The following is a 22,104-nucleotide window of genomic DNA, read 5'->3' on the forward strand; positions in this document are numbered from 1 at the left end:
AGCTCACCACCGGTACCAACGGCCCCTGCCTCCCGCCGCGGTCGTACCCCGCATCAGGAAACCCAGAAGCCACACCACGAGAACCGCGATTGCGATCCACCACAGCGCCTTCAGTGCGAATCCGGCACCGAAGAGAATCAGAGCCAGTAGCAGCACGAGCAGAATAGGAACCATAATTCGACCTCCTGCTCGCCGGGTTTCCAGAAATTCGCGATTCAGGCTTCCTTACGGCACAGAATCTCCCCGTGCAGCACACTGAACCAGCCGTCCTCCTGCCGCCCCCACTCCCGCCAGGCCTCCGACACGGCCCGCAGCTGCTCCGTGGTCGCGTGTCCGCCCTCGGTGGCCCGCTCGGCATAGGCCGAGGCCAGCGTGCGGTCCGCCCACAGGCCGCTCCACCAGGCCCGCTCCTGCGGCGTCGAGTAGGTCCAAGTGCTGGACGTGGCCGTGATGTCCGTGAACCCCGCCCGCAGCGCCCAGGACTTCAGCCGGCGCCCGGCGTCCGGCTCGCCGCCGTTGGCGCGGGCGACCCTGCGGTACAGGTCCAGCCAGGCGTCCATGCCCGGGGACGCCGGATACCACGTCATCGCCGCGTAGTCCGAGTCGCGGACCGCGATGAGACCGCCCGGCCTGGTCACCCGCTTCATCTCGCGCAGCGCCGCCACCGGATCACCGACGTGCTGCAGTACCTGGTGGGCGTGGACGACGCAGAACGTGTCGTCCGGGAAGTCCAGGGCGTGCACGTCCGCGACCGTGAAGTCGACGTTCGTCAGGCCGCGTCCGGCGGCCGTGGCCCGGGCCTGCTCCAGGATCTCCGGCGCCCGGTCGGCACCGGTGACGTGCCCGTCGGGGACCAGGGCCGCCAGGTCGGCCGTGATCGTGCCGGGACCGCAGCCGACGTCCAGGATCCGCATGTGCGGCTTCAGTGATCCGAGCAGGTAGGCGGCGGAGTTGGCGGCGGTGCGCCAGGTGTGCGAACGCAGCACGGACTCGTGGTGCCCGTGCGTGTAGACGGCGGTCTCCTGGGCCTTCGACATGGCTGTTCCCCTCGTCTCGTCGTACCGGCTCACGGGGCACGGGGCCCCGCCGGCGGTACGCGACACCGTATGCCTGCATGTCGAATATTGAGATATGTGTTTCGATATTTGGACTGACGGAAGGTCAGGAGCTGGGAAGCGGACGGTACACCGTCAGTGCCTCCGGCAGCTTCTCCAGCGTCACCTCGCCCCCCACCTCGGTGACTTCACCGTCGTACGCGAGGAGCGCGCCGGGCGTGACGCCCGACAGATGCAGCCGGCCCACCTGGACCGCGGCGTGGGCCGGGGAACGGGTCAGCGGGCCCGCGAGGGCGGCCGCGAGCAGGCGCAGGGCGGGTCGGCGGCCGCCGTGCACGACCCGCACGTCCAGCACGCCGTCCGCGAGGTCCAGGCGCCGCGCGGGCGCCAGGCCCACCCGGTGGTAGGTGCCGTTCCCGGCGAACAGCAGCCACAACGGGTGGGCGCGCCCGGCGACTTCGGCGTGCAGCGGGTGGCGTTCGCTGCGCAGGACACGCAGGGCCGCGAGCACGCCGGCCGGCCACGCCCCGATCCGGGGCGAGAAGTGGTCCCGCACGCGCACCAGTTCCGGGTACACCCCCAGGCTGCAGGTGTTGAGGAACAGGCCCTGCCGTCCGTCGCAGGTGAACCGGCCCACGTCCACGCGCACGGCCTGGCCCCGCTGCACGGCCCGGCTCAGATCACGCGCGTCCTCCACGCCCAGGTCGTGGGCGAAGTGGTTCATCGTGCCGCCGGGCAGCACCGCGAGCGGCAGACCGTGCCGCAGCGCCACCTCGGCGGCCGCGTTCACCGTGCCGTCGCCGCCGCACACGCCGAGCACCCGGGCCCGGGTCGCAGCCTTCCGCAACTCGGCGCGGGTATCGGACGATTCGCACTCGACGACCTCGGCGCGCGGCAGCGTGTCCAGCAGGGCGTGCACCCGGTCGGCGGTGCCCGACCCCTTGTTGGCCACCACGACCAGGCCCTCTCCCTCCGGCAGCGCCGGAACGTCCGTACGGGGCCGCGCGGGCGGGACCAGCCGGTCACGCGTCGGCACCATGCCCCGTACGGCGAACGCGGCACCCGCACCCAGGGCCGCCCCCGCCAGCACATCGCTCGGGAAGTGGACGCCCGTGTACACCCGGGACAGCGCGACCGACCAGGCGATCGGGGCCACGGCCAGGCCCCACCCGGGCGACTCCAGGGCGACACCGGTCGCGAAGGCGGCCGCCGACGCGGAGTGACCGGACGGGAACGAGGTGGTGATCGGCTGCCGCTTCAGCTGCCGGACCAGCGGTACGGGGTCCAGGACGGGGCGGGGACGGCGTACCGACCGCTTCCCGAGCGTGTTGATGGTCAGCGAGGCCAGGCTCAGCGAGGCGAGGCCCCGGGCCGCCGCCCGGCGGGCCCTCGGCGTCCGGCTGGCGGCGATGGCGGCGGCCGCCGCGAACCACAGCACGCCGTGGTTCGCGCTCCGGCTCAGCCGCGGCAGCACCGGCTCGGCATACGGCCAGTGCCGCTCGGCGGCGAACTCGAACAGCCGCGAGTCGAGGGCGAGGAGCCGGTCGCGCAGGGCGTGCCGGCCGGGCGTGGGGACGGTGAGGTCGACGTCTGGGCTCATACAGGGCTGGGTACCCTGAAGTGGCCGATTGCTGTCCGGCCGACAGTGACCGACATACGAAGGAACCTGTGCATGCGCCTGCTCCTCATACGCCACGGCCAGACCCCGTCCAACCTGCACCACCTGCTGGACACGGCCGTCCCCGGCCCGGGCCTGACCGCACTCGGCGAACAGCAGGCCGCGGCGCTGCCTGCGGCGCTGGCCGACGAGGACATCGAGGCGGTGTACGCCTCCACGCTCACCCGCACCCAGCTCACCGCGGCCCCACTTGCCGCCGCCCGTGGCCTCGACGTGCTGGTGCGCGACGGTATACGCGAGCTGTCCGCGGGCGACCTGGAGATGCTGCCCGGCGACTCCGAGCAGGGTGAGCTCTACATGAAGACGGTGTTCGCGTGGGCCGCCGGTGACACGGAGCTGCGTGTGCCGGGTGGCGAGAGCGGTGCGGAGGCGCTGGCGCGGTATGACGCCGTGGTGGGCGAGGCCGCCGACAGTGGGGCCGGGACCGTGGCGATGGTCAGTCATGGTGCGGCGATCCGTATGTGGACGGCTGCTCGTGCCGACAACGTGGACGTGGCCTTCGCCGCGGCGCATCCGCTCGAGAACACCGGCGTGGTGATTCTGGAGGGCTCGCCTGCGGAGGGGTGGAAGGCGGTGTCGTGGGCGGGGGCGGTTGTGGTTCCCGCCGGGGAGGGCGGACCTGCGGGGTGGCCTGTCGTCGGGGATGCGCCGTAGGGGGCCTTGTTCGATGCCGGGTGCGGGTGCTTTGTGGCTGGTCGCGCCCACGCGGCGGAGCCGCATATGTCACAGCCCCGCGCCCCTTGGGGCGCGTCTCGGCGTCCGGCGTTCTGGATAACGGTTTGCCCGGGCTCCGCGTCGGCCCGCAGAATTCGGCACCATGGGACATCTGGAAGCCGCGCACCTCGAGTACTACCTCCCCGACGGGAGGGCGTTGCTCGGCGACGTGTCCTTCCGGGTGGGGGAAGGGGCCGTGGTCGCCCTGGTCGGGCCCAACGGGGCCGGGAAGACGACCCTGCTGCGGCTGATCTCCGGTGAGCTGAAGCCGCACGGCGGGACGGTCACCGTCAGTGGCGGTCTCGGTGTGATGCGGCAGTTCGTGGGGTCCGTACGGGACGAGACGACCGTACGCGATCTGCTCGTTTCGGTCGCACCGCCCCGGATCCGCGAGGCGGCGAAGGCCGTCGACGCCGCCGAGCACGCCATCATGACCGTCGACGACGAGGCCGCCCAGCTCAGGTATGCGCAGGCCCTCGCCGACTGGGCCGAAGCGCGCGGGTACGAGGCCGAGACGCTGTGGGACATGTGCACCACGGCCGCGCTCGGCGTGCCGTACGAGAAGGCGCAGTGGCGGCAGGTACGGACCCTGTCCGGCGGTGAGCAGAAGCGGCTGGTGCTGGAGGCGCTGCTGCGCGGCACGGACGAGGTGCTGCTGCTCGACGAGCCCGACAACTATCTCGACGTGCCCGGCAAGCGCTGGCTGGAGGAGCGTCTGAAGGAGACCCGTAAGACGGTTCTCTTCGTCTCCCACGATCGTGAACTCCTCGCCCGCGCCGCCGAGAAGATCGTGTCGGTGGAGCCCTCGCCGGCCGGCGCGGACGCGTGGGTGCACGGTGGTGGCTTCGCCACGTACCACGAGGCCCGGCGCGAACGCTTCGCCCGTTTCGAGGAGTTGCGCAGGCGCTGGGACGAGAAGCACGCCCAGTTGAAGAAGCTGGTGCTGAGCCTCCGCCAGGCCGCCTCCATCAGCCATGAGCTGGCCTCCCGCTACCAGGCGGCCCAGACCCGGCTGCGCAAGTTCGAGGAGGCCGGGCCGCCGCCGGAGCCGCCGCGTGAGCAGGACATCAGGATGCGGCTGAAGGGCGGACGCACCGGGGTACGGGCCGTCACCTGCGAGGGGCTCGAGCTGACCGGCCTGATGAAGCCGTTCTCCCTGGAGGTCTTCTACGGCGAACGCGTCGCTGTTCTCGGCTCCAACGGGTCCGGCAAGTCGCACTTCCTGCGGTTGCTGGCGGGTGAGGACGTGGCGCACACGGGGGAGTGGAGGCTGGGCGCGCGTGTGGTGCCCGGGCACTTCGCGCAGACGCACGCGCATCCCGAGCTGATGGGGCGGACGCTCCTCGACATCCTGTGGAAGGAGCATGCCCAGGACCGGGGTGCGGCGATGTCGCGGCTGCGGCGCTATGAGCTGACCCAGCAGGCCGAGCAGGCCTTCGACCGGCTGTCGGGAGGTCAGCAGGCGCGTTTCCAGATTCTTCTGCTGGAGTTGGAGGGTGTGACGGCGCTGCTCCTCGACGAGCCGACGGACAACCTCGATCTGGAGTCCGCGGAGGCGCTTCAGGAAGGGCTGGAGGCCTTCGACGGTACGGTGCTGGCGGTCACGCACGACCGGTGGTTCGCCCGTTCCTTCGACCGTTATCTGGTCTTCGGCAGCGACGGTCGCGTCCGCGAGACGCCGGAACCGGTGTGGGACGAACGCCGGGTGGAACGGGCCCGGTAGTTCTTCGCCCCCGCCAGGGGGCTCTGCCCCCTGGACCCCCGCTCCTAAAACGCCGGACGGGCTGACTTACAGCCCGTCCGGCGTTTGAGGACGAGGCCCGTTCAGGGCCGAAGCGGGGGTCTGGGGGCGCAGCCCCCAGGGATGGGACGGGTAGGGGCGGCGGGGGCGAGGAAATGTCGGGACGTGCCCCCGGCGGTCACGTCCAGCGCAGCAGGGCCCCCAGACCTCCCGCCGGCTCCCTCTCCGGGTCCGCCGGGGTCAGCGACAGCGCAGCCGCACCCGTGGCGACCGCGGAGCGGATCAGCGCGTCGTCCGCGCGGGCCGACCACGCGTGCTGCTCGCCGAGGATCTTCAGATCCGTACGGCGCACCGCCACCTGGTCCGGATCCTCACCGATCCACACCTCACGATGCGCGTCAGGAGCGTCCGGACGGATCAGCAGCTCGTCGATACGGTGCTCACGCGCCGCCTCGATCAGCGCGGGCACCCCCTCCACCGCCCCGGAACGCCCCTCGGGACCCGGCTCGCGGGCCGCCAGGAACCGCTCCAGCTCCCGCTCCGCCCGCTGCCGTACATGCTCCTCGCGGGCCCGTGCGACATCCTCGTCGAGCAGCCTGCTGCCGGTGCCGTGCGGCGCCTCGACCACGAGATCCTGCATCCGCTGCGGCAGCCGTTCGTGCACGGCCCGCCGCTCCCGGTCGTCACCGACGAGAATCAGCAGGTCGGCGCGGGTCTCCTCCTGGCATACGGCGAGCGCGTCGGCGATCTCGGCGGCGTTGTGCTCCCAGGTGTTCTCCACCTTGAGCTGGAAGTGCCGCTCGGACCAGTCGACCGTGCTCGTCCGGTGGATCGGATGCTGCCGGCCGGTGACCGAGCCGACGTCCTGCCGGCCCAGCGCGGTACGCAGCTCGAAGGCGGCGCCCTTGCGGTCGACGTAGGCCACCACGCACACGGGGTCCTCACCCGCCAGCTCCAGCAGCGGCGCGGTGTGCGGCAGCGGCGCCCAGTGCGCGCTGTCGCGCAGCGGGGCGCGGGCCAGCGGCGGATCCAGCACCACTTCACCCGCGCAGGCGAAGATCGCGCGCCCATGGGGCTCGGAGGAGTGCTCCAGTTCCTCCAGCGCGGCCCGTACGGCCCGGCAGGTCGAGTCGTCGGCGCCCTGCCCGGCGAGCTCCCGGGACAGGGCCTGAGCCGTCAGGTGTCGTTCGTGGGGTGTGTCCTCCGTGTGGCGTGAGGTGTCGACGTACACGGAGGCCCAGGGACCAGGGTGTTCGTACAGTGGATGCAGAAAGGCGAGATCCATGGTTCTCTCCCGTACACCTCTCGGGGGCTGTGTGCTCTACGGGCGGGTACCCGGACGGCATGACTGAACACGACGAGCGGGACACCACGATGACCGGAGTCGATCCCGGCCGGCTGGACGACCAGCAGCTCATGAAGGAGCTGGAGACCATCCACCGGACGCGCCACGACACGCTGCTGTACGGCTCGAACGACGCGCTGCGGGCCCACAACGAACGCATGGCTCAGCTGGAGGGCGAATACCTGCGCCGCAACCCACGCCGCACGGTGGCCGCAGGCCGAACCCGTGAGGGCGCCCGCGACCGCACCGTTCCCCCGGTGTGAGGCACGGCCGTCGGTCACATCGGTGTGACGCACGGCCGTCGGTCACACGCCTGGACGAACCTGCGGGTGCACGATCCCTGCGGGGCCGCGGGCCGATGAAGCGCGCCTGGACCACCGCTGGCACCGCTCCGGTCTCTCCGCGGCCTCTCCACGTCCGGCCTCTCCACGTCCGGCCTCTCCACGTCGGTGCGCCGGGAGGACCCCGTCAGTCCCTCGTCCCGGCGCACCTGGTCTTCTGGTCTCAGCACCGCACCGGCGGCCGCCCCCAATGGCGATGCGCCGCCACCGCGGCCACGAAGGCCCGCAGGAACTCCTCGCTCGCCGGCCCCGGCGAGGTGTCCGTCACCACGCCCTGGTCGGCGACCGTGTGGTGGAACTCGGCGGACAGGCGTACGCCCTCCGGCTCGAGGGAGGACAGGACGCCCACGCCGGAGCCGAGCGCGCCCACCGGTTTGCCGTGCCGATAGGCGTCCCGTACGAAGCGCATCGCGTCCTGGTCGGCGGCCGTCGGCGGAGTGCCCACGGGGCCGCCGGGCAGCAGCACGGCGTCGTACAGCACCGAGGCGACGGTCGGCAGCGCGCGGTCGACCGCGAACCGGTCACCGTCGGCCCCGGTGACCGCGCCGTCCGACGGCGCCAGCGCCTCGACGATCGCGCCCTCGGCCGTGAGCGCGTCACGCACCGACGTGACCTGGGCGGTGTCGACGCCGTCGTGCACGAGGACGGCGATCTGCCGGGTGCGGATCGAGCCGTCTCCGCGCAGCGACTCCAGGCTCAGGGCGGGGGAGGACAGCTTGTCCGCGGCCTCCGTCCCGGACGGCTCCGGCACTCCGATGCCGCGTGCCACCTCGGCCGCCAGGTCACCGTTCACCCTGGCGAGATGCTCGACCGTACGGGCCCGTACCTCCCTCGCCCCGACCTTGCCCAGCTCGAACCGGAACGCCTCGACGATGTGCTGTTGCTCCCAGTCGGCCATGCTGTTCCAGAACATCGCGGGCTGGGTGTAGTGGTCCTGGAAACTCGCGCTGCGGCGGCGGATCTTGGCGCCGTCGACGCGTTCCGCGTAGTGCGTGTACGCGTGCCCGTCGGCACCGGCGTGCGCGGGGCAGCCGCCGCCGAGGGAGTTCGGGAAGTAGTTGGTGCCCCGGTGGATCGCGCTCTGGTGATAGCCGTCGCGCTGGTTGGTGCGGACGGGCGCCAGCGGGCGGTTGACGGGGATCTGCGTGAAGTTGGGGCCGCCCAGGCGGATCAACTGGGTGTCCAGGTAGGAGAAGTTGCGGGCCTGGAGCAGCGGGTCGTTGGTGAAGTCGATGCCGGGGACGACGTTCGCCGTGTGGAAGGCGACCTGCTCGGTCTCCGCGAAGAAATTCTCCGGGTTGCGGTTCAGGACCATCCGACCGATCGGCCGTACCGGCACCTGCTCCTCCGGGATGATCTTCGTGGCGTCGAGCAGATCGAAGTCGAAGGCGAACTCGTCCTCCTCCGGCACGAGCTGGACGCCCAGCTCCCACTCCGGGTACTCGCCCGCCTCGATCGCGTCCCACAGGTCGCGCCGGTTGAAGTCCGGGTCACGGCCCTGGCACTCCTGCGCCTCGTCCCACACCAGCGACTGCACACCCAGTCGCGGTTTCCAGTGGAACTTCACGTAGGTGCCCTTGCCGGCCGCGTTCACGAAGCGGAAAGTGTGCACGCCGAAGCCCTGCATCATGCGGTAGCTGCGGGGGATCGCCCGGTCCGACATCAGCCACATGATCGCGTGCAGCGTCTCCGGCTGCAGCGACACGAAGTCCCAGAGCGTGTCGTGTGCGGAGGCGCCGGTGGGGATGTCGTTGTGCGGCTCCGGTTTCACCGCGTGCACGAAGTCCGGGAACTTGATGCCGTCCTGGATGAAGAAGACCGGGAAGTTGTTCCCGACCAGGTCGTAGTTCCCCTCCGACGTGTAGAACTTGGTCGCGAAGCCGCGTACGTCCCGCACGGTGTCCGCAGAGCCCTTCGGCCCCTGCACCGTGGAAAACCGCACGAACACCGGCGTCTGCACGGACGGGTCCTGGAGGAAGGCCGCGCGGGTGAACTCCGCGCAGGACTCGTACGGTTCGAAGTAGCCGTACGCGCCCGCGCCCCGCGCGTGCACCACTCGCTCCGGGATCCGCTCGTGGTCGAAGTGGGTGAGCTTCTCCCGGAAGTGGAAGTCCTCCATCAGCGTCGGACCGCGCTCGCCGACGGCCAGCGAGTCGTCGGTGTGGTCGACCTCGACTCCCTGGTCGGTGGTGAGCGGCCCGGCCGCGGGGTCGTCCGCCCGGAAGGCCTCCCTCTGCTCCTGCTTGCGGTCCGCCTGCTCCTGCTTGTGGTCCCCCATCAGGCGGCCTCCTTGGACTCCCGGGCGAACACGTCCAGGAACGTGTCGCAGAACGCCTTCAGATCGTCCGGCTTACGGCTGGTGACCAGCTTGTTCGGGCCGTGGTCGCAGATCCGCACCTGCTCGTCGACCCAGGTGCCGCCCGCGTTGCGGATGTCCGTCTGCAGACTCGGCCAGGAGGTCAGCACCCGGCCGCGTACGACGTCCGCCTCCACCAGCGTCCATGGGGCGTGGCAGATCGCGGCGACCGGGCGGCCCTTCTCGAAGAAGTCCCGCACGAACGCGACCGCCTTGCGGTTCATCCGCAGATAGTCCGGGTTGGCGACCCCGCCCGGCAGGACCAGCCCGTCGAAGGAGTCGGCCGAGATGTCCCCGAGGACCTCCTGCACGGGGAACTTCTCCGCCTTGTCGAGATGGTGGAACGCCTGGATCGTGCCCGGCTTCGTCGACACCAGCACCGGTTCGTGCCCCGCGTCCACCGCCGCCTGCCACGGATCGGTGAGCTCGACCTGCTCGACGCCCTCGGGTGCGGTCAGAAATGCGATGCGCATGATGGTTCAACGTCCTTCCGTGGCCCGGAAACGGGTCTCGTCGCTCGCGCGTTTCCTGTCCCGTTTCTTGTCGCGCCTGGCCGTGCGCGCGCAGCGCAGCAGTTCCTCGCCGTACGGCAGCAGCACACAGGTGCCGATCGCGGCCGCGATGCCGGCGAGATAGCCGCGGGACAGCGGGCGCCGGCGCGGCACGAGACGCCAGGCGTCCGGATCGCCGCGGCCGCCGCGCACCAGCGACTTCACCTGGTCGGCGTGCAGACACATCAGCGCGGACAGTCCGCCGAACGGCAGCGACTCCAGGAAGCTGTGGATGTGCTGCTCGACCGGCTTGACCTCGCGGTCGCTGTCGACGGCCGTGCGCACGTCCCACAGCGCGGTCGCCTCGTGCGCCGCGGTCGCGCCGAGCTGCACGCTGAGCAGCAGCGGGTTGACCTCGTAGCGCAGGGTCAGCGCGATGGGGATGCCCACCTCGGTCATCATCAGCGCGTGGATCAGCGACTCCTTGGTGCCCGCCGTCTCCTCGATCCGGGTCCGCCGGTGCATCCACCAGTCGGCGAGGCCCGGCACGAACCAGCTGGGCAGCAGCCCGTACAGCAGATAGCGGACGGTGGCGTCACCGACGTCCGCGGTGACGCCGGAGGCGCTGATCTCGGCGGCCTGGTCCCGTCGTCCCATGGGCCTCACTCGTCCGGAGCCGCACGGCTGATCTCGGCCAGCGCCGAGCCGGGATCCTGCTTCTCGGCCAGGTCCCCGAGGCTGACGATGCCGACCGGCAGGCCGTCCTCGACGACCGGCAGCCGTCGTACGGCGTGCTCGCGCATCAGCGCGACCGCCACCGACACCCGCTCGCCCGGCTCGATCACCACCGGGTCCCGGCTGCACACCGACTCGGCGCTCACCGTCAGCGGATCGGCGCCGTCGGCGACCGCCCGCACCGTGATGTCACGGTCGGTGAGCACGCCCACGACATCCTGTCCGTCGGCCACCACCACATCGCCGATGTCCTGCGCCCGCATCAGCTGCGCCGCCTCGACGAGCGAGGCGTCCGGGCGGACGGCGACCACGCCCGGAGTCATGACGTCCCTTACGAAATCAGCCATTACTGGCCCTTCCTGCGTTACGCGGCCGGTACGGGTGCCGCGGTCGCGGCGGTGTGACCCCGCCCGCAGTACCCGGCCACCGGCCCCCTATGCGTTCCTGCGCCGCGTGGACCGTTCGGCCCCGGTCAGGGCCTCGGCCAGCTCCTGGACGTTGGCGTAGCGCGCCGAGCGCGGCAGCCGCTCCAGCGGCTCCACGAGAGCGTCGGGCGCGTATCCGCGGCGCAGGGCACTGATCAGATCCCGGGGGCTCGCCGGGAAGGAGCTACGGCCCAGAATCCGCGCCAGCTCCAGCCGGACCGTCTCCAGGGACGCTGCCTGGGGCCCCGGCCACCCCACCGGTCCGTGCGCGACCTGCGGGTCGTCGTCCGCGGACGGCTCCGGGTCGTGCCACTCCTCGGTCCGCGTGGGGTGCCCGGACCGCAGCAGCCCCTGCAGTTCGTGCTTCATCTCGTCGTCACGGTGAACGCTCAGCCGGTCACTGCCTCGCTGCATGACTCCCTCCAGATCTTCGGGGGTGCGCACCGCGTACCCGATGAGAGGGGGCCGACACAGGGTTTGCGCCCCGGAAGGCGGGAGACCCGGACCTTCACCCCCCGCGCACGCTCTGGGGAAGGACCGGGCCATGGCACTGATCGCTGTGCTACTTCCACTTCTGATGCTCGGCATGGTGCTGGCACTGGGCCGTTACGAGGAACTGCTCCTCCCGAGGGAGCAGGACCAGGACCGGCCGGAGCGGCGGCGCCGGCTCACCGAGCGACCGGGCCACTGAAGCCCCGACCGGCGGCGCCCGACAGTGCGGGCGCCGCCGGTCGCGTACGCGAAGCCGATGCGGACGGTGTCGGCGTCAGCCGTGCCTCTTCTCCCGTCCCGGCAGGAACTCCTGCATCTTCGCCTTGAACCCCTGCTTGACCATCGACCCCCGGTCAGCGTCGCCCTTCAGGATCGACGCGGCCGTCGCCTCCATCTGCTCCCAGGTGGCGTGCGGCGGGATCGGCGGTACGGCCGGGTCCGTCAGGAACTCGATCACCGCGGGGCCGTCCGCCTCGAGGCCCGCGCGCCAGCCCGCCTCGACGTCCTCGGGCTTCTCCACCCGGATGCCGGTCAGGCCGAGGGAGCGGGCGAAGGCGGCGTACTGCACGTCCGGGATCTCCTGGGAGGGCAGGAAGGACGGGGCGCCCTCCATGGCCCGCATCTCCCAGGTGACCTGGTTGAGGTCGTGGTTGTTGAACACGCCCACGATCAGGCGCGGATCGTCCCACTGGTCCTTGTACTTCGCGGCCGTGATCAGCTCCGCCAGCCCGTTCATCTGCATCGCCCCGTCGCCGACCAGCGCGATCGCCGGACGGTTCGGGTGCGCGAACTTCGCGCCGATCGCGTACGGCACCCCGCAGCCCATCGTCGCCAGCGTCCCGGACAGCGACGCGCGCATGCCGGGCCGCAGCGTCAGATGGCGGGCGTACCAGTTCGCCGCCGAGCCCGAGTCGGAGCTGATGATGGCGTTGCCGGGCAGCAGCGGGTCCAGTGCGCGGGCGACGTACTCCGGGTTGATCGGGTCGGCCGACAGGTGCGCCCGCCGCTCCATGACCTCGCGCCAGCGCGTGACGTTGTCGCACACCGTGTCGTACCACTCGCGGCCGCGCTCCTCCGACTCGATCAGCGGGATCAGCCGCTCCAGCGTCGCCTTCGCGTCGCCGACGAGATTCACCTCGTACGGATACCGCATCCCGACCATGTGCGGATCGATGTCGATCTGCACGCCCCGCGCCTTGCCGAAGTCCGGCAGGAACTGCGTGTACGGGAAGGACGACCCGATGGTCAGCAGGGTGTCGCAGTCCCGCATCAGCTCGTACGACGGGCGGGTGCCCAGCAGGCCGATCGAGCCCGTGACGTACGGCAGTTCGTCGCTCAGGACGTCCTTGCCGAGCAGCGCCTTGGCCACGCCGGCGCCGAGCAGTTCGGCGATCCGCTCCACCTCGGCCCGCGCGCCGGATGCGCCCTGGCCGACCAGGATCGCCACCTTGTCACCGGCGTTGAGGATCTCCGCCGCCCTGCGCACCGAGTCCTCCGACGGGATCGCCGTCCAGCCGCTGCGGTCCAGGCTGGACGGCACCATCTTGAACTCGTGCGTGGGCGGCGAGTAGTCGAGCTCCTGCACATCGCCCGGGATGATGATCGCCGTGGGGGCGCGGCGCGCGTACGCGGTGCGGATCGCCCGGTCCAGGACGTTCGGCAGCTGCTCGGGGACCGTCACCGTCTCCACGAAGTCCGAGGCGACGTCCTTGAACAGCGTGTGCAGGTCCACCTCCTGCTGGTACGAGCCGCCCATCGCGGTGCGGTGGGTCTGGCCGACGATCGCCAGGACCGGGACATGATCGAGCTTGGCGTCGTACAGGCCGTTCAGCAGGTGGATCGCGCCGGGGCCGGACGTCGCCGCGCACACGCCGAGCCGGCCGCTGAACTTGGCGTAACCGACCGCTTGGAACGCGGACATCTCCTCGTGCCGGGACTGGATGAAACGGGGCTCGTTCTCGGCCCGGCCCCAGGCGGCGAGCAGGCCGTTGATGCCGTCGCCGGGATAGCCGAAGACGTGCTCCACACCCCACTCGCGCAGGCGCTGCAGGACGTGGTCGGCGACCTTGGTGCTCATGCGGGACCTCCTGGCCTCTCCGGGTACTGCGCGGCACCGCTACGAGTGACCCTGCGGGTGAGGGGAAAACCTGAGCGGTGTTTGCGGAGCGGGAGCAGGGGCAGGCGAAGGACAGTGCTTCGGACAGGAGGCACGTCCGTGGGAGCGGCGTATCAGCCGCCGGACGCGGTGTACCAGCCGCCGGACGCGGCGTATCAGCCGCCACGGGTGTGTCCGGCTTCGGTGCGCGCCCACACTCCCGCGGTGACCGTCCAACCCAGAGCACAGCAAAGGGAGTTGCGACGCACCATGCCCACTTCAGTGAGCGCGAAGCACCACCCGCACGACGACGCCCCCGACACCGCGGAGGACTTCCGCAAGCTCGCCTCGCTGCCCGAGGGGCAGCAGCGCGACACCATCCGCGACAGGATCGTCGAGGCGTGGCTGCCCATGGCCGACCGGCTCGCCGGGCGGTTCCGCAGCCGCGGGGAGAGCTTCGAGGACCTGCGGCAGGTCGCCGCCCTCGGGCTGGTCAAGGCCGTCGACCGGTACGACCCCGAGCGCGGCAACGCCTTCGAGAGTTATGCCGTGCCCACCATCACCGGCGAGATCAAGCGGCACTTCCGCGACCACATGTGGACGCTGCACGTGCCGCGCCGGGTGCAGGACCTGCGCAACCGTGTGCGGTTCGCCGTGCAGGACCTCCAGACCGTCTCGGGCCGCAGGCCCACGGTCGCCGAGATCGCCGAGCACGCCGACATGGACGAGGCCGATGTCAAGGTCGGTCTGGAGGCGCTGGAGAGTTTCACCGCCCTGTCGCTGGACGCGGAACTGCCCGGCAGCGACGACGGGTACTCGTTGAGCGACGCGCTGGGCTCCGCGGACCCCGCGCTGGACACGGTCGTGGACCGTGAGGCCGTCGCGCCGCGGCTCGCCGCGCTGCCTGAGCGGGAGCGGGCGATCTTGTACATGCGGTTCTTCGGGGACATGACGCAGAGTCGGATCGCCGAGCAGTTGGGTATCTCGCAGATGCATGTGTCCCGGCTGATCAGCCGGTGCTGCAGCCGGGTGCGGGAACAGGTGCTGAGTGATGTGGCCTGAGGTTCGGGTTTCGCCATAGGGGGTGCGGGTTTGCTGCGGAGTGCGGGTCGTAGATGGTTGCTCGCGCAGTTCCCCGCGCCCCTAGGGCGTTCTGGTGGCCGCCAGTGCTATGTGGCGGGACATCGTGTCCATCGCCTTCGCCTCTGCCATGGAGAAGGCCAGGCGGGCTCCGCATCTGAACAGGGTCAGGACGCCGTGTACCGCGCCGTCCACCGTCAACGGCACGCACAGCAGTGACGTGACGTTTGCCTGTACGAGGACGGGGGCGCCCTCCCTGTCCCTGCCGAAGGCGTCCGGGTTCTCGGGGCGTATCTGCAGGGACGGGGATGCGGTGCGCGTCGTCTCCGTGAGCAGAGGGCACGTGGCCGGGTCCTGTTCCGTGAGGGCTGCCGCCTCCTTCTCCGAGGGGGCCAGCACCGTCGTACGGGACAGCCGGCCGGTGCCCGTGTCGGCGATCACCCAGTCGGCGAAGCGGCCGTGGAGGACCTGGGCCGCCCGCTGGACGACTGCCTCGCGGTCGCCGCGCGGTGCGGTCAGGAGGGCCGTGGTCATCTCGTCCTGGAGGTCCATCAGGGCCGCGTGCCGGGTCGTCTCGGTGAGGTCGGGGACGTGCGCCGGCGGCGCGGCGGTCGGGGGCGGTGCGCCGGGTGCCTTCAGCTCGCCGGGCTGCAGCACCACCAGCACGGTGGGGTGCGGCTCCCCGCTCGGGCGTACGGCGGCCAGGGTGGTGTGGACCGGCGAGGACGGGCGCTGCTGCAGGTGCACGGTGAGGCTCCGGTCGCCCTCGCCCCGAGCCACTGCCGCGGCCTGCGAACGGAACGCCGCCCGGTCGGCATGGGCGAGGAAACCGGTCAGCGGCCGGCCCGTCGCATAGCCCGCCCGGACGCCCGTGAACGACGTCGCCGCGAAGTTCAGCCGGCGCACCACCGCCTCCCGGTCCACCAGTGCCACCGGCAGCGGAAACCGCTGGAACACCGCCCGCAGCAGGTGCTGCTCCTGGCGGTCGGCGGACGCCGTACGGGGCGGTCCGGCCGAGGACAGCCGTTCGTACCACGGCCACAACTGGTCGGCCACGTGGTCGAGTTCGAAGATGGCCGCGTCCAGGACCGTCGGCAGGTTTCCTTCCGACACGGACCGTGCCGCCTTGAGCTCCGCGACGCGGCGCACGAAATCCGCAAGCTCTTCACCGAATTCGTCCGTCGTCTGCGCCATGGGAACGAACCTAGCTCCCGGCAGGACGCCGCGGGGAGGCGGGTGGTCGACTGGCTTCCCTTGTTTCCCGGCTGTTTTCCCCGGCCGGGACCGGGAACGCGCACAGAAGAGGAGGAGTTGAGGATGCCCGCTCAGGAACACGTGGGTTACTTGGGAGACGAGTCCGCCGAAGCCGCCCTTCCGGGGCGCAGGCTGTCCGAGCTGGCCGAACAGGCCGTGCGCTGCACCGCCGACTGCTGCGGGGCGAGCAGCATGGTGTCCGAGGCGGGTGCCGAGCGGCCCGCCGCCGTCACCCATCCCGACCTCGCCGGACTCGTCGCCGTGCAGCTCCGCTCCGGGGACGGGCCCATTCCGGACGCCATGGAAGGCGGTCGGCCCGTCGACTCGACCGATCTGCTGCACGACGAGCGCTGGCCGGAGTACCGCGCCGTGGCGCTCGACTCCGGGGTGCGGTCCACCGTCACGCTTCCGTTCCGCCGCTCCGGGCTCCTGGTGACGCTCAGTCTCTACAGCTTCCGGCCGGGCGCCCTGGAGAACGCCTCGCACGGGCCCGTGCACGCCCTCGGCGAACTCGCCGCCAGCTGCCTGGTCCGCGACCGCTCCTACCGCGCCGCGCTCACCGAGCTCGACCACCTCGGCACCGCCCTGCGCTCCCGGCCCGTCGTCGACCAGGCGTGCGGCATCGTCATGCACGTCCTCGGCTGCGACGCCGAGGCCGCGTTCGGCGTACTGCGCCGCATCTCCCAGGGCACCAACCGCAAGCTGTCGGACGTCGCGTCCGGCGTTGTCAGCAGGCGGGGGCGGGGGCTGGAACGGGACTTGGCGGCGCTGATGAACTGACCGCGGGAGTTCATGGGGCCGGTCGGGCACCGCGGAGTCCACGACGTCAGTCACTCACCCACTTGGCCGCCACCTTCCCGCGAATGGTGCCCGGCCGCGCGCGCCCGGGCGCCGGGCGGGCTGTCATGGCTGCGGGGGCATGACCGCCGTGCCCCCGCAGCCGTCGGCCGAAGGAGTCCGCCCCATGCGCCGCCCCGTCTGTGCCCTGTCCGTCCCCGCTCTGGCCGGGGTCGTCCTGGGCTTCGCCGCCTCGGCCGCCTCGGCGGACCCGGCCGCGGAGGTCAGCCCCGGCACCGTCGCCCCGGGCGGCAGCGTCACCGTCTCGCTCTCCTGCGACGCTCTCGACGGGGCCGCCGCGCCAGCCACCGTCGAGGCCACCTCCCAGGCCTTCGAGGAGGGCACCGTCCGGCTGAAACGGGTCACCGGCAACGCCGAGCAGGCGGCGGGGGCCGCCTACAGCGGCACCGCCAGGATCGCCCGGGCCGAGAACTTCAAGGGCGACGCGGATGCGATCGGATCCGACTCGTCGTGGGCGGTCGACGGCACTTGCCCGGTGGCGTCCGGCGGGAAGGGCAAGGGGTGGAGCGCGACGTTCACGGTGGCCCGGGACGGTGGCGGCGGGGATGGCAAGGACGGCGGGGGCGGCGAGAACGGTGTGGGTGGTACGGACGGTGGGGCTGGCAAGGACGGTGGAGCCAGTACGGGCGGCGGAGGCGGTACGGGTGGTGGGGGAGTCGGCGAGGACGGCGAGGCCGGCACGGGCGGCGGAGACGGTACGGGCGGTGGGGGAGTCGGCGAGGACGGCGGAGCTGGCACGGGCGGCGGAGGCGGTACGGGTGGTGGGGGAGTCGGCGAGGACGGCGAGGCTGGCACGGGCGGCGGAGACGGTACGGGCGGTGGGGGAGCCGGCCAAGACGGCGAGGCCGGCAAGGACGGTGGGGGCGGTACGGCGGGCGACGGGGACGGGACCGATGGCGGCAGCCGTTCCTGCACCGGGTCCCACTCGGGCAGGACCGAGCCCGGCTGGGACGGGACCGGGGCCGACTCGGACAAGACGGATGCGGACTTGACCGAACCCGAGACGGCCGAGACGGGCCGGGGCAAGAGCGGATCCGACTCGGGCGGGAGTGGATCCGACCCGGGCGGGAGCGGCCTCGACTCAGACGCGACTGGGCCCGACTCGGGCGGGGCCGGATCCGACTCGGGCGGGGCCGGGTCCGACTGGGACGCGGCGGCGGCCGAGAAGTCCGAGTCCGCCTGGGACGAGACCGGGCCCCACTCCGGCGGGAGCGAGGAGGAGGACTGCGGCGGTGAGGGCGTCCACCGCGGCGTGCAGGCCGGTGCGGGCGGGGCGTTCACCGACTCGGTTCCCGCGCTGGTCGCCGGCGGAGTCCTGATCGCGGGCGCGTGCGGGGGCGCGGTGTACCGGCTGTGCCGCAAGGCGCCTCCCACGGAGGGCTGATGGGTACGGTGAAGCCTCGCGTGGGCCGCACGGCGCCCGGAACCACCGGTCCTGTGACGGGCGCAACCCCGGCCGACGCCCATGGGGTGGCGCCCCGCTGGGTACTCGGAGCGCGAGGCAAACGCAACGCACCGTACGGCCCCCGCGCCGTACGCATCACACGGACCGCACGGACCGCACGACAGAACACCGATCCTCACGGAGCACCGGACGACGAACCACCACGGCACCAGGCACAGCGCGGAGGCACCGATGCGCCGGACGGACCTCGAAGGCCACGGCCCCGTCCGGTACGGGCCGCCGCTCCCGGACGACGGGCTGCCCGTGCTGCCCGAGCTGGCCGCCGTGCTCGCCGCGGCCGCGGGGCGGTCCGACAGCGAGCCGATCGGCGGCGGCACCGCGCTCCTGGAGGCCGCGTGCGGTTACTGGGACCGGCGCGGACTGCCGACCGAGCCCGATCGGGCGGTGGCCGCCAACGGCGCGCCCGCCCTGCTGCTCGCCCTGACCTTCGCGCTCGGCGGCGACGTCCTGGTGCCCCGGCCCTGTGCCGCCTGGTGGGCTCCGTACGCACGCCTGTTGGGCAGACCCGTCTTCCACGTGGCGACACCGGCCGAGTGCGGTGGCGTACCGGATCCGTACGCCCTTCTGGAGACCGTCCGCCGGGTGCGTGACGAGGGCGGTGACCCGCGCCTGCTCGTCCTGTCCGTCGCCGACGACCCCACGGCCACCGTCGCCCCGCCCGAGGTGCTGCACGAGACCCTGGAGGCCGCCACCGGCGAGGGACTGCACCTGGTCAGCGACGAGACCTGGCGCGACACCGTGCACGCCCCGCACGACACCGTGCTGCTCAGCCCGGCCGAGATGCTGCCCGAGCAGGTCACCGTCGTCACCGACCTGGCCGGCGCCCACCTCCCGCCGGGCTGGCCGGCCGCGGTCGCCCGGTTCCCCACGAGCGAGGCCGGAAACGGCCTCCACGCGCGCGTGCTCGACGTGCTCACCGCGCTCGGCGCCCGCGTCGCCGGCCCGGTCGCCCTCGCCGCCGGTTACGCGTTGGCGGAGCCGGAAGCGGTCACCGCGCGGGGCACCGCCGCCGTACGCCTGCACGCGCGCGTGGCCGCCGCCGCGCACGCCGCCGCCGTGAAGGCGGGCGCCCTGGCGCGGCCCCCGCAGGCCGGGCGCCACCTCTACGTCGACCTCGGCCCGCTGCGCGCCGGGCTGTCCGCGCGGGGCGTGGGGGACGCGCAGGACCTGGAGGACTTCCTCGCCGCCCGGCTCGGCATGCCCGCGCCGGGCGGCCACCGCTTCGGCGACGACCTAGGCGCGCTGCGCGTGCGGCTGTCCACCGGACCGCTGCTGGACGGCACCGACGAGGAACGCGCGGAATGCATCAGTTCACCCTCGCCGTTGGAACTGCCACACGTGCAACGTGCGTTGATCCACTTGAAGACGGTCTTCGACGATCTCCGTGACGACGCTCAGCGATGGGAGCCTCCTCGATGACGCAGCAGTCCGAGTCGACCACCAGGCGTACGCCCACCACGAGCACGACCGCGCCGGCGCAGGAAGCCGACGCCCCGGCGGACCCGTCCCTCTTCGCGCCCCCTCTCCCGCCGCTCGCCGCCCCTCGTCCGCCGGGCGAACGCCGGGTGTGGCCGCGGACCTTCCACGACCGCCTCACCGCTCCGCTGCCCGGCATGAAGGCCCTCGCCCGCTTCGCCCGCGAGGGCGCGGTACGCCCAGGGCGCGAAGGCCTCGCCGACATCCCGCGGCTGCCCTTCGAGCCGGCCCCGCTGCCCCGCGTGGACACGCGCACGGTCGCGGTCTCCTGGGCGGGGCACGCCAGTTGGGTCGTGCAGATCGGCGGCCTGACCGTGCTCACCGACCCGGTCTGGTCACGCCGCATCCTCGGCACGCCGGCCCGCATCACCCCGGTCGGCATCGCCTGGAGCGCCCTGCCGCGCGTCGACGCGGTCGTCATCAGCCACAACCACTACGACCACCTGGACGCCCCCACCCTGCGCCGACTCCCGCGCGACACCCCCGTGTTCGTGCCGGCCGGCCTAGCCGCCTGGTTCCGTCGCCGCCGGTTCACCCGGATCACCGAGCTGGACTGGTGGGAGGCCGCCGAACTGTCCGGTGTCCGCTTCGACTTCGTCCCCGCCCACCACTGGTCCAAGCGCACCCTCACCGACACCTGCCGCAGCCTGTGGGGCGGCTGGGTCCTCACCGCCCCGGACGGACAGCGCGTGTACTTCGCGGGCGACACCGGCTACGGCCACTGGTTCACCCGCATCGGCGAGCGCTACCCCGGCATCGACCTCGCCCTCCTCCCCATCGGCGCCTACGACCCCCGCTGGTGGCTCAGCGACGTCCACTGCGACCCCGAGGAGGCCGTCCGCGCCGCCCAGGACCTCGGCGCACGCCGGATGGCACCGATGCACTGGGCGACGTTCGTCCTGTCGGCGGAACCGGTCCTGGAACCGCTCACGCGCGTGCGCGCGGCGTGGGAGAAGGCGGGGCTGGACCGGGAGGACCTGTGGGACCTGCCGGTGGGGGGTTCCCGCGTGCTGGGTTGATGCACAACCGGGACGTACTCGGGACCGGGGTCTAGGCGGCCCCGGTCTTCCGGATCCTCCGCCATACACTCGGCACCGCACTGATCAGCACAGTCAGCGCGATCGCCGCCACCACGCCCTCCCACGGCTCCGGGAAGAGCGAGCCCCCCAGAATCCCGATCAGCTGGTACGTCACCGCCCACGCCAGGCAGGCGGGCAAGTTCCCCCGCGCGAACCGTCGCATCGGCCACTTCGCCAGCAGACAGGCCAGCATCACCGGCAGCCGGCCCGCGGGCACCAGCCGCGACAACACCAGCACGGCCACCCCGTGCTCGGAGAGCTTCCGCTGCGCCTGCGTGAGCCGGTCCTCCGGTGCCCGCGAGCGGATCGCCTCCAGCCAGCGCGAGCCGTTCTTCGAACGCATGCCGCGCCGCCCCAGCCAGTACAGCGTCGCGTCGCCCAGGAAGGCGGCCGTCGACGCCGTCAAGAAGACCAGCGCCAGCGCGAACGGTGCCGTCTGGTGAAACGCGACCACCGCCGCCGAACTCACCAGCGCTCCCGTCGGCACGATCGGCACCAGCGCCCCGATGAGCACCAGCAGGAACAGCGACGGATAGCCGATCGCCTGCTGCGTGGACTCGGTCGGCACCACCGTCGCCGTGGTGGCCAGGACCGTCACCGGGCCACCCCCAGGCGCACGCTCTCCCCGTGCGCGAGCCGATGCACCGACACACCGGGCGCGCGCTCGGCCGCGAGCCGCGCGAACTCGTCGCCGGGGGAGTGGAATTCGTGGGGGCGCACGGCGTCCATGCCGATCGGCCAGTACGTGCCGTAGTGCACCGGCACGGCACTGCGCGGCGTGAGCCGGGCCAGTGCCTCGGCCGCCCGCCCCGCGTCGAGGTGGCCCTCCCCGAGATACGGTCCCCAGCCGCCCACCGGCAGCAGCGTCACGTCGACCGGCCCGACCTCCTCCGCCATCGCGTCGAACAGCCCGGTGTCCCCGGCGAAGTACGTGCGTGCCTCGCCCTCGATGACGTAGCCGAGGGCGGGGGAGCGGTGCGGGCCGACGGGCAGCCGGCGTCCGTCGTGCCGCGCGGGCACGGCCCGTACGGTCAGCCCGCCCACCGACGTCTCGTCCCCCGGCGCCATCTCGGTCACCCGCAGCTGTGTGAGGCGGCGCAGGCCCGGAACGGCGCGGGCCGCACCGCTCGGCACGAGCAGACGGGTGCCGTGCGCCAGCCTCGCCAGGGACGGAACGTGCAGGTGGTCGGCGTGCAGGTGGGAGACGACGGCGACGTCCGCACGGCGGGCGTCGGGCGGGGGCAGGGCGCCACGGCGGCGACGCAGGTGTGCGAGTCGGCGCGCGAACAAAGGATCGGTCAGGACACGTACGCCCGAATCCTCGACCGTGCAAGTGGCGTGACCCCACCAGGTGATCTCCACCGGCACCTTCTTTGCCTCCTTCGCGCGACTCCCCGAAGCGTACGGGCTGGAGTAGGGTCGGC

22 protein-coding genes are annotated in these 22,104 nt (G+C 72.3%); 9 read left to right on the top strand and 13 right to left on the bottom strand.

What is annotated here, in order from left to right:
* Positions 1 to 3 precede the first annotated feature (3 nt).
* The 3 genes from ACZ7L6_RS01180 to ACZ7L6_RS01190 all read right to left on the bottom strand — a co-directional run bounded on the left by ACZ7L6_RS01180 (position 4) and on the right by ACZ7L6_RS01190 (position 2,655).
* Positions 4 to 174 carry a hypothetical protein gene (locus tag ACZ7L6_RS01180; RefSeq protein WP_019758338.1) on the bottom strand — a complete coding sequence of 57 codons (171 nt, stop codon included), beginning with the start codon at positions 172 to 174 and terminating at the stop codon, positions 4 to 6.
* 41 nt (positions 175 to 215) lie between these two features.
* Positions 216 to 1,037, bottom strand: a complete 822-nt coding sequence (locus ACZ7L6_RS01185) for a class I SAM-dependent methyltransferase (RefSeq protein ID WP_471919847.1) — start codon at positions 1,035 to 1,037, stop codon at positions 216 to 218.
* A 124-nt stretch (positions 1,038 to 1,161) separates the two neighbouring features.
* Positions 1,162 to 2,655: a phosphatase PAP2 family protein gene (locus tag ACZ7L6_RS01190; RefSeq protein ID WP_471919848.1), complete on the bottom strand. Its 1,494-nt coding sequence runs from the start codon at positions 2,653 to 2,655 to the stop codon at positions 1,162 to 1,164.
* A gap of 72 nt (positions 2,656 to 2,727) precedes the next feature.
* Here ACZ7L6_RS01190 and ACZ7L6_RS01195 point away from each other — a divergent pair, with 72 nt between their 5' ends.
* On the top strand, positions 2,728 to 3,387 hold the full coding sequence (locus ACZ7L6_RS01195) for a histidine phosphatase family protein (RefSeq protein ID WP_471919849.1): 660 nt from the start codon (positions 2,728 to 2,730) through the stop codon (positions 3,385 to 3,387).
* A gap of 163 nt (positions 3,388 to 3,550) precedes the next feature.
* Positions 3,551 to 5,170 (top strand): ABC-F family ATP-binding cassette domain-containing protein, encoded by a 1,620-nt coding sequence (locus tag ACZ7L6_RS01200; RefSeq protein WP_471919850.1) that lies wholly within the window; start codon positions 3,551 to 3,553, stop codon positions 5,168 to 5,170.
* A 196-nt stretch (positions 5,171 to 5,366) separates the two neighbouring features.
* On the opposite strand, the gene ACZ7L6_RS01205 is transcribed toward ACZ7L6_RS01200, so the two are convergent.
* On the bottom strand, positions 5,367 to 6,473 hold the full coding sequence (locus ACZ7L6_RS01205; protein ID WP_471919851.1) for a baeRF2 domain-containing protein: 1,107 nt from the start codon (positions 6,471 to 6,473) through the stop codon (positions 5,367 to 5,369).
* Between the two features lie 59 nt (positions 6,474 to 6,532).
* On the opposite strand from ACZ7L6_RS01205, the gene ACZ7L6_RS01210 reads away from it, so the two are divergent.
* The gene (locus ACZ7L6_RS01210; RefSeq protein ID WP_471919852.1) at positions 6,533 to 6,796 is read left to right on the top strand and encodes a DUF6158 family protein; all 264 of its coding nucleotides are present in this window, start codon (positions 6,533 to 6,535) and stop codon (positions 6,794 to 6,796) included.
* Between the two features lie 241 nt (positions 6,797 to 7,037).
* Here ACZ7L6_RS01210 and ACZ7L6_RS01215 read toward each other — a convergent pair whose 3' ends face one another.
* From ACZ7L6_RS01215 to ACZ7L6_RS01235, 5 genes are all read right to left on the bottom strand, one after another.
* Positions 7,038 to 9,152, bottom strand: coding sequence for a catalase (locus ACZ7L6_RS01215; protein ID WP_471919853.1), 2,115 nt, complete (start codon positions 9,150 to 9,152; stop codon positions 7,038 to 7,040).
* Positions 9,152 to 9,703, bottom strand: a complete 552-nt coding sequence (locus ACZ7L6_RS01220) for a type 1 glutamine amidotransferase domain-containing protein (protein WP_471919854.1) — start codon at positions 9,701 to 9,703, stop codon at positions 9,152 to 9,154. The genes ACZ7L6_RS01215 and ACZ7L6_RS01220 overlap by 1 nt, the downstream gene beginning before the upstream one ends.
* 6 nt (positions 9,704 to 9,709) lie before the next feature.
* Positions 9,710 to 10,378, bottom strand: a complete 669-nt coding sequence (locus ACZ7L6_RS01225) for a diguanylate cyclase (RefSeq protein WP_471919855.1) — start codon at positions 10,376 to 10,378, stop codon at positions 9,710 to 9,712.
* 5 nt (positions 10,379 to 10,383) lie between these two features.
* On the bottom strand, positions 10,384 to 10,803 hold the full coding sequence (locus tag ACZ7L6_RS01230) for a CBS domain-containing protein (RefSeq protein ID WP_471919856.1): 420 nt from the start codon (positions 10,801 to 10,803) through the stop codon (positions 10,384 to 10,386).
* Between the two features lie 87 nt (positions 10,804 to 10,890).
* The gene (locus ACZ7L6_RS01235) at positions 10,891 to 11,295 is read right to left on the bottom strand and encodes a DUF2795 domain-containing protein (RefSeq protein ID WP_471919857.1); all 405 of its coding nucleotides are present in this window, start codon (positions 11,293 to 11,295) and stop codon (positions 10,891 to 10,893) included.
* Positions 11,296 to 11,425: 130 nt separating this feature from the next.
* Between ACZ7L6_RS01235 and ACZ7L6_RS01240 the strand changes: the two genes are divergently transcribed.
* A complete protein-coding gene (locus tag ACZ7L6_RS01240) occupies positions 11,426 to 11,572 on the top strand; it encodes a hypothetical protein (protein ID WP_471919858.1) in 147 nt (48 codons plus the stop codon).
* A gap of 75 nt (positions 11,573 to 11,647) precedes the next feature.
* Here the strand turns inward: ACZ7L6_RS01240 and ACZ7L6_RS01245 are convergent, their stop codons facing one another.
* The gene (locus ACZ7L6_RS01245) at positions 11,648 to 13,450 is read right to left on the bottom strand and encodes a thiamine pyrophosphate-requiring protein (RefSeq protein WP_471919859.1); all 1,803 of its coding nucleotides are present in this window, start codon (positions 13,448 to 13,450) and stop codon (positions 11,648 to 11,650) included.
* 288 nt (positions 13,451 to 13,738) lie between these two features.
* On the opposite strand from ACZ7L6_RS01245, the gene ACZ7L6_RS01250 reads away from it, so the two are divergent.
* Positions 13,739 to 14,530 carry an RNA polymerase sigma factor SigF gene (locus ACZ7L6_RS01250; protein WP_471919860.1) on the top strand — a complete coding sequence of 264 codons (792 nt, stop codon included), beginning with the start codon at positions 13,739 to 13,741 and terminating at the stop codon, positions 14,528 to 14,530.
* Positions 14,531 to 14,611: 81 nt separating this feature from the next.
* Here the strand turns inward: ACZ7L6_RS01250 and ACZ7L6_RS01255 are convergent, their stop codons facing one another.
* On the bottom strand, positions 14,612 to 15,742 hold the full coding sequence (locus ACZ7L6_RS01255) for a GAF domain-containing protein (protein ID WP_471919861.1): 1,131 nt from the start codon (positions 15,740 to 15,742) through the stop codon (positions 14,612 to 14,614).
* Positions 15,743 to 15,865: 123 nt separating this feature from the next.
* Between ACZ7L6_RS01255 and ACZ7L6_RS01260 the strand changes: the two genes are divergently transcribed.
* The 4 genes from ACZ7L6_RS01260 to ACZ7L6_RS01275 all read left to right on the top strand — a co-directional run bounded on the left by ACZ7L6_RS01260 (position 15,866) and on the right by ACZ7L6_RS01275 (position 20,620).
* Positions 15,866 to 16,582, top strand: a complete 717-nt coding sequence (locus ACZ7L6_RS01260) for an ANTAR domain-containing response regulator (RefSeq protein WP_471919862.1) — start codon at positions 15,866 to 15,868, stop codon at positions 16,580 to 16,582.
* Positions 16,583 to 16,766: 184 nt separating this feature from the next.
* Positions 16,767 to 18,044, top strand: a complete 1,278-nt coding sequence (locus tag ACZ7L6_RS01265; protein WP_471919863.1) for a hypothetical protein — start codon at positions 16,767 to 16,769, stop codon at positions 18,042 to 18,044.
* A 252-nt stretch (positions 18,045 to 18,296) separates the two neighbouring features.
* Positions 18,297 to 19,544 carry an aminotransferase class I/II-fold pyridoxal phosphate-dependent enzyme gene (locus tag ACZ7L6_RS01270; RefSeq protein ID WP_471919864.1) on the top strand — a complete coding sequence of 416 codons (1,248 nt, stop codon included), beginning with the start codon at positions 18,297 to 18,299 and terminating at the stop codon, positions 19,542 to 19,544.
* Positions 19,541 to 20,620, top strand: a complete 1,080-nt coding sequence (locus ACZ7L6_RS01275; RefSeq protein ID WP_471919865.1) for an MBL fold metallo-hydrolase — start codon at positions 19,541 to 19,543, stop codon at positions 20,618 to 20,620. The genes ACZ7L6_RS01270 and ACZ7L6_RS01275 overlap by 4 nt, the downstream gene beginning before the upstream one ends.
* A gap of 31 nt (positions 20,621 to 20,651) precedes the next feature.
* Here the strand turns inward: ACZ7L6_RS01275 and ACZ7L6_RS01280 are convergent, their stop codons facing one another.
* A complete protein-coding gene (locus ACZ7L6_RS01280) occupies positions 20,652 to 21,278 on the bottom strand; it encodes a DedA family protein (RefSeq protein ID WP_471919866.1) in 627 nt (208 codons plus the stop codon).
* A complete protein-coding gene (locus ACZ7L6_RS01285; protein WP_471919867.1) occupies positions 21,275 to 22,048 on the bottom strand; it encodes an MBL fold metallo-hydrolase in 774 nt (257 codons plus the stop codon). Before ACZ7L6_RS01285 ends, ACZ7L6_RS01280 begins: the two co-directional genes overlap by 4 nt.
* Positions 22,049 to 22,104: the final 56 nt, after the last annotated feature.

It is taken from the genome of Streptomyces sp. NPDC107522 (assembly GCF_055657525.1).

What these genes read in the sequence shown, in the direction of transcription:
- ACZ7L6_RS01180 (WP_019758338.1), bottom strand. Translation starts at nt 174, where the DNA reads ATGGTTCCTATTCTGCTCGTGCTGCTACTGGCTCTGATTCTCTTCGGT.
- ACZ7L6_RS01185 (WP_471919847.1), bottom strand. Translation starts at nt 1,037, where the DNA reads ATGTCGAAGGCCCAGGAGACCGCCGTCTACACGCACGGGCACCACGAG.
- ACZ7L6_RS01190 (WP_471919848.1), bottom strand. Translation starts at nt 2,655, where the DNA reads ATGAGCCCAGACGTCGACCTCACCGTCCCCACGCCCGGCCGGCACGCC.
- ACZ7L6_RS01195 (WP_471919849.1), top strand. Translation starts at nt 2,728, where the DNA reads ATGCGCCTGCTCCTCATACGCCACGGCCAGACCCCGTCCAACCTGCAC.
- ACZ7L6_RS01200 (WP_471919850.1), top strand. Translation starts at nt 3,551, where the DNA reads ATGGGACATCTGGAAGCCGCGCACCTCGAGTACTACCTCCCCGACGGG.
- ACZ7L6_RS01205 (WP_471919851.1), bottom strand. Translation starts at nt 6,473, where the DNA reads ATGGATCTCGCCTTTCTGCATCCACTGTACGAACACCCTGGTCCCTGG.
- ACZ7L6_RS01210 (WP_471919852.1), top strand. Translation starts at nt 6,533, where the DNA reads ATGACTGAACACGACGAGCGGGACACCACGATGACCGGAGTCGATCCC.
- ACZ7L6_RS01215 (WP_471919853.1), bottom strand. Translation starts at nt 9,152, where the DNA reads ATGGGGGACCACAAGCAGGAGCAGGCGGACCGCAAGCAGGAGCAGAGG.
- ACZ7L6_RS01220 (WP_471919854.1), bottom strand. Translation starts at nt 9,703, where the DNA reads ATGCGCATCGCATTTCTGACCGCACCCGAGGGCGTCGAGCAGGTCGAG.
- ACZ7L6_RS01225 (WP_471919855.1), bottom strand. Translation starts at nt 10,378, where the DNA reads ATGGGACGACGGGACCAGGCCGCCGAGATCAGCGCCTCCGGCGTCACC.
- ACZ7L6_RS01230 (WP_471919856.1), bottom strand. Translation starts at nt 10,803, where the DNA reads ATGGCTGATTTCGTAAGGGACGTCATGACTCCGGGCGTGGTCGCCGTC.
- ACZ7L6_RS01235 (WP_471919857.1), bottom strand. Translation starts at nt 11,295, where the DNA reads ATGCAGCGAGGCAGTGACCGGCTGAGCGTTCACCGTGACGACGAGATG.
- ACZ7L6_RS01240 (WP_471919858.1), top strand. Translation starts at nt 11,426, where the DNA reads ATGGCACTGATCGCTGTGCTACTTCCACTTCTGATGCTCGGCATGGTG.
- ACZ7L6_RS01245 (WP_471919859.1), bottom strand. Translation starts at nt 13,450, where the DNA reads ATGAGCACCAAGGTCGCCGACCACGTCCTGCAGCGCCTGCGCGAGTGG.
- ACZ7L6_RS01250 (WP_471919860.1), top strand. Translation starts at nt 13,739, where the DNA reads ATGCCCACTTCAGTGAGCGCGAAGCACCACCCGCACGACGACGCCCCC.
- ACZ7L6_RS01255 (WP_471919861.1), bottom strand. Translation starts at nt 15,742, where the DNA reads ATGGCGCAGACGACGGACGAATTCGGTGAAGAGCTTGCGGATTTCGTG.
- ACZ7L6_RS01260 (WP_471919862.1), top strand. Translation starts at nt 15,866, where the DNA reads ATGCCCGCTCAGGAACACGTGGGTTACTTGGGAGACGAGTCCGCCGAA.
- ACZ7L6_RS01265 (WP_471919863.1), top strand. Translation starts at nt 16,767, where the DNA reads ATGCGCCGCCCCGTCTGTGCCCTGTCCGTCCCCGCTCTGGCCGGGGTC.
- ACZ7L6_RS01270 (WP_471919864.1), top strand. Translation starts at nt 18,297, where the DNA reads ATGCGCCGGACGGACCTCGAAGGCCACGGCCCCGTCCGGTACGGGCCG.
- ACZ7L6_RS01275 (WP_471919865.1), top strand. Translation starts at nt 19,541, where the DNA reads ATGACGCAGCAGTCCGAGTCGACCACCAGGCGTACGCCCACCACGAGC.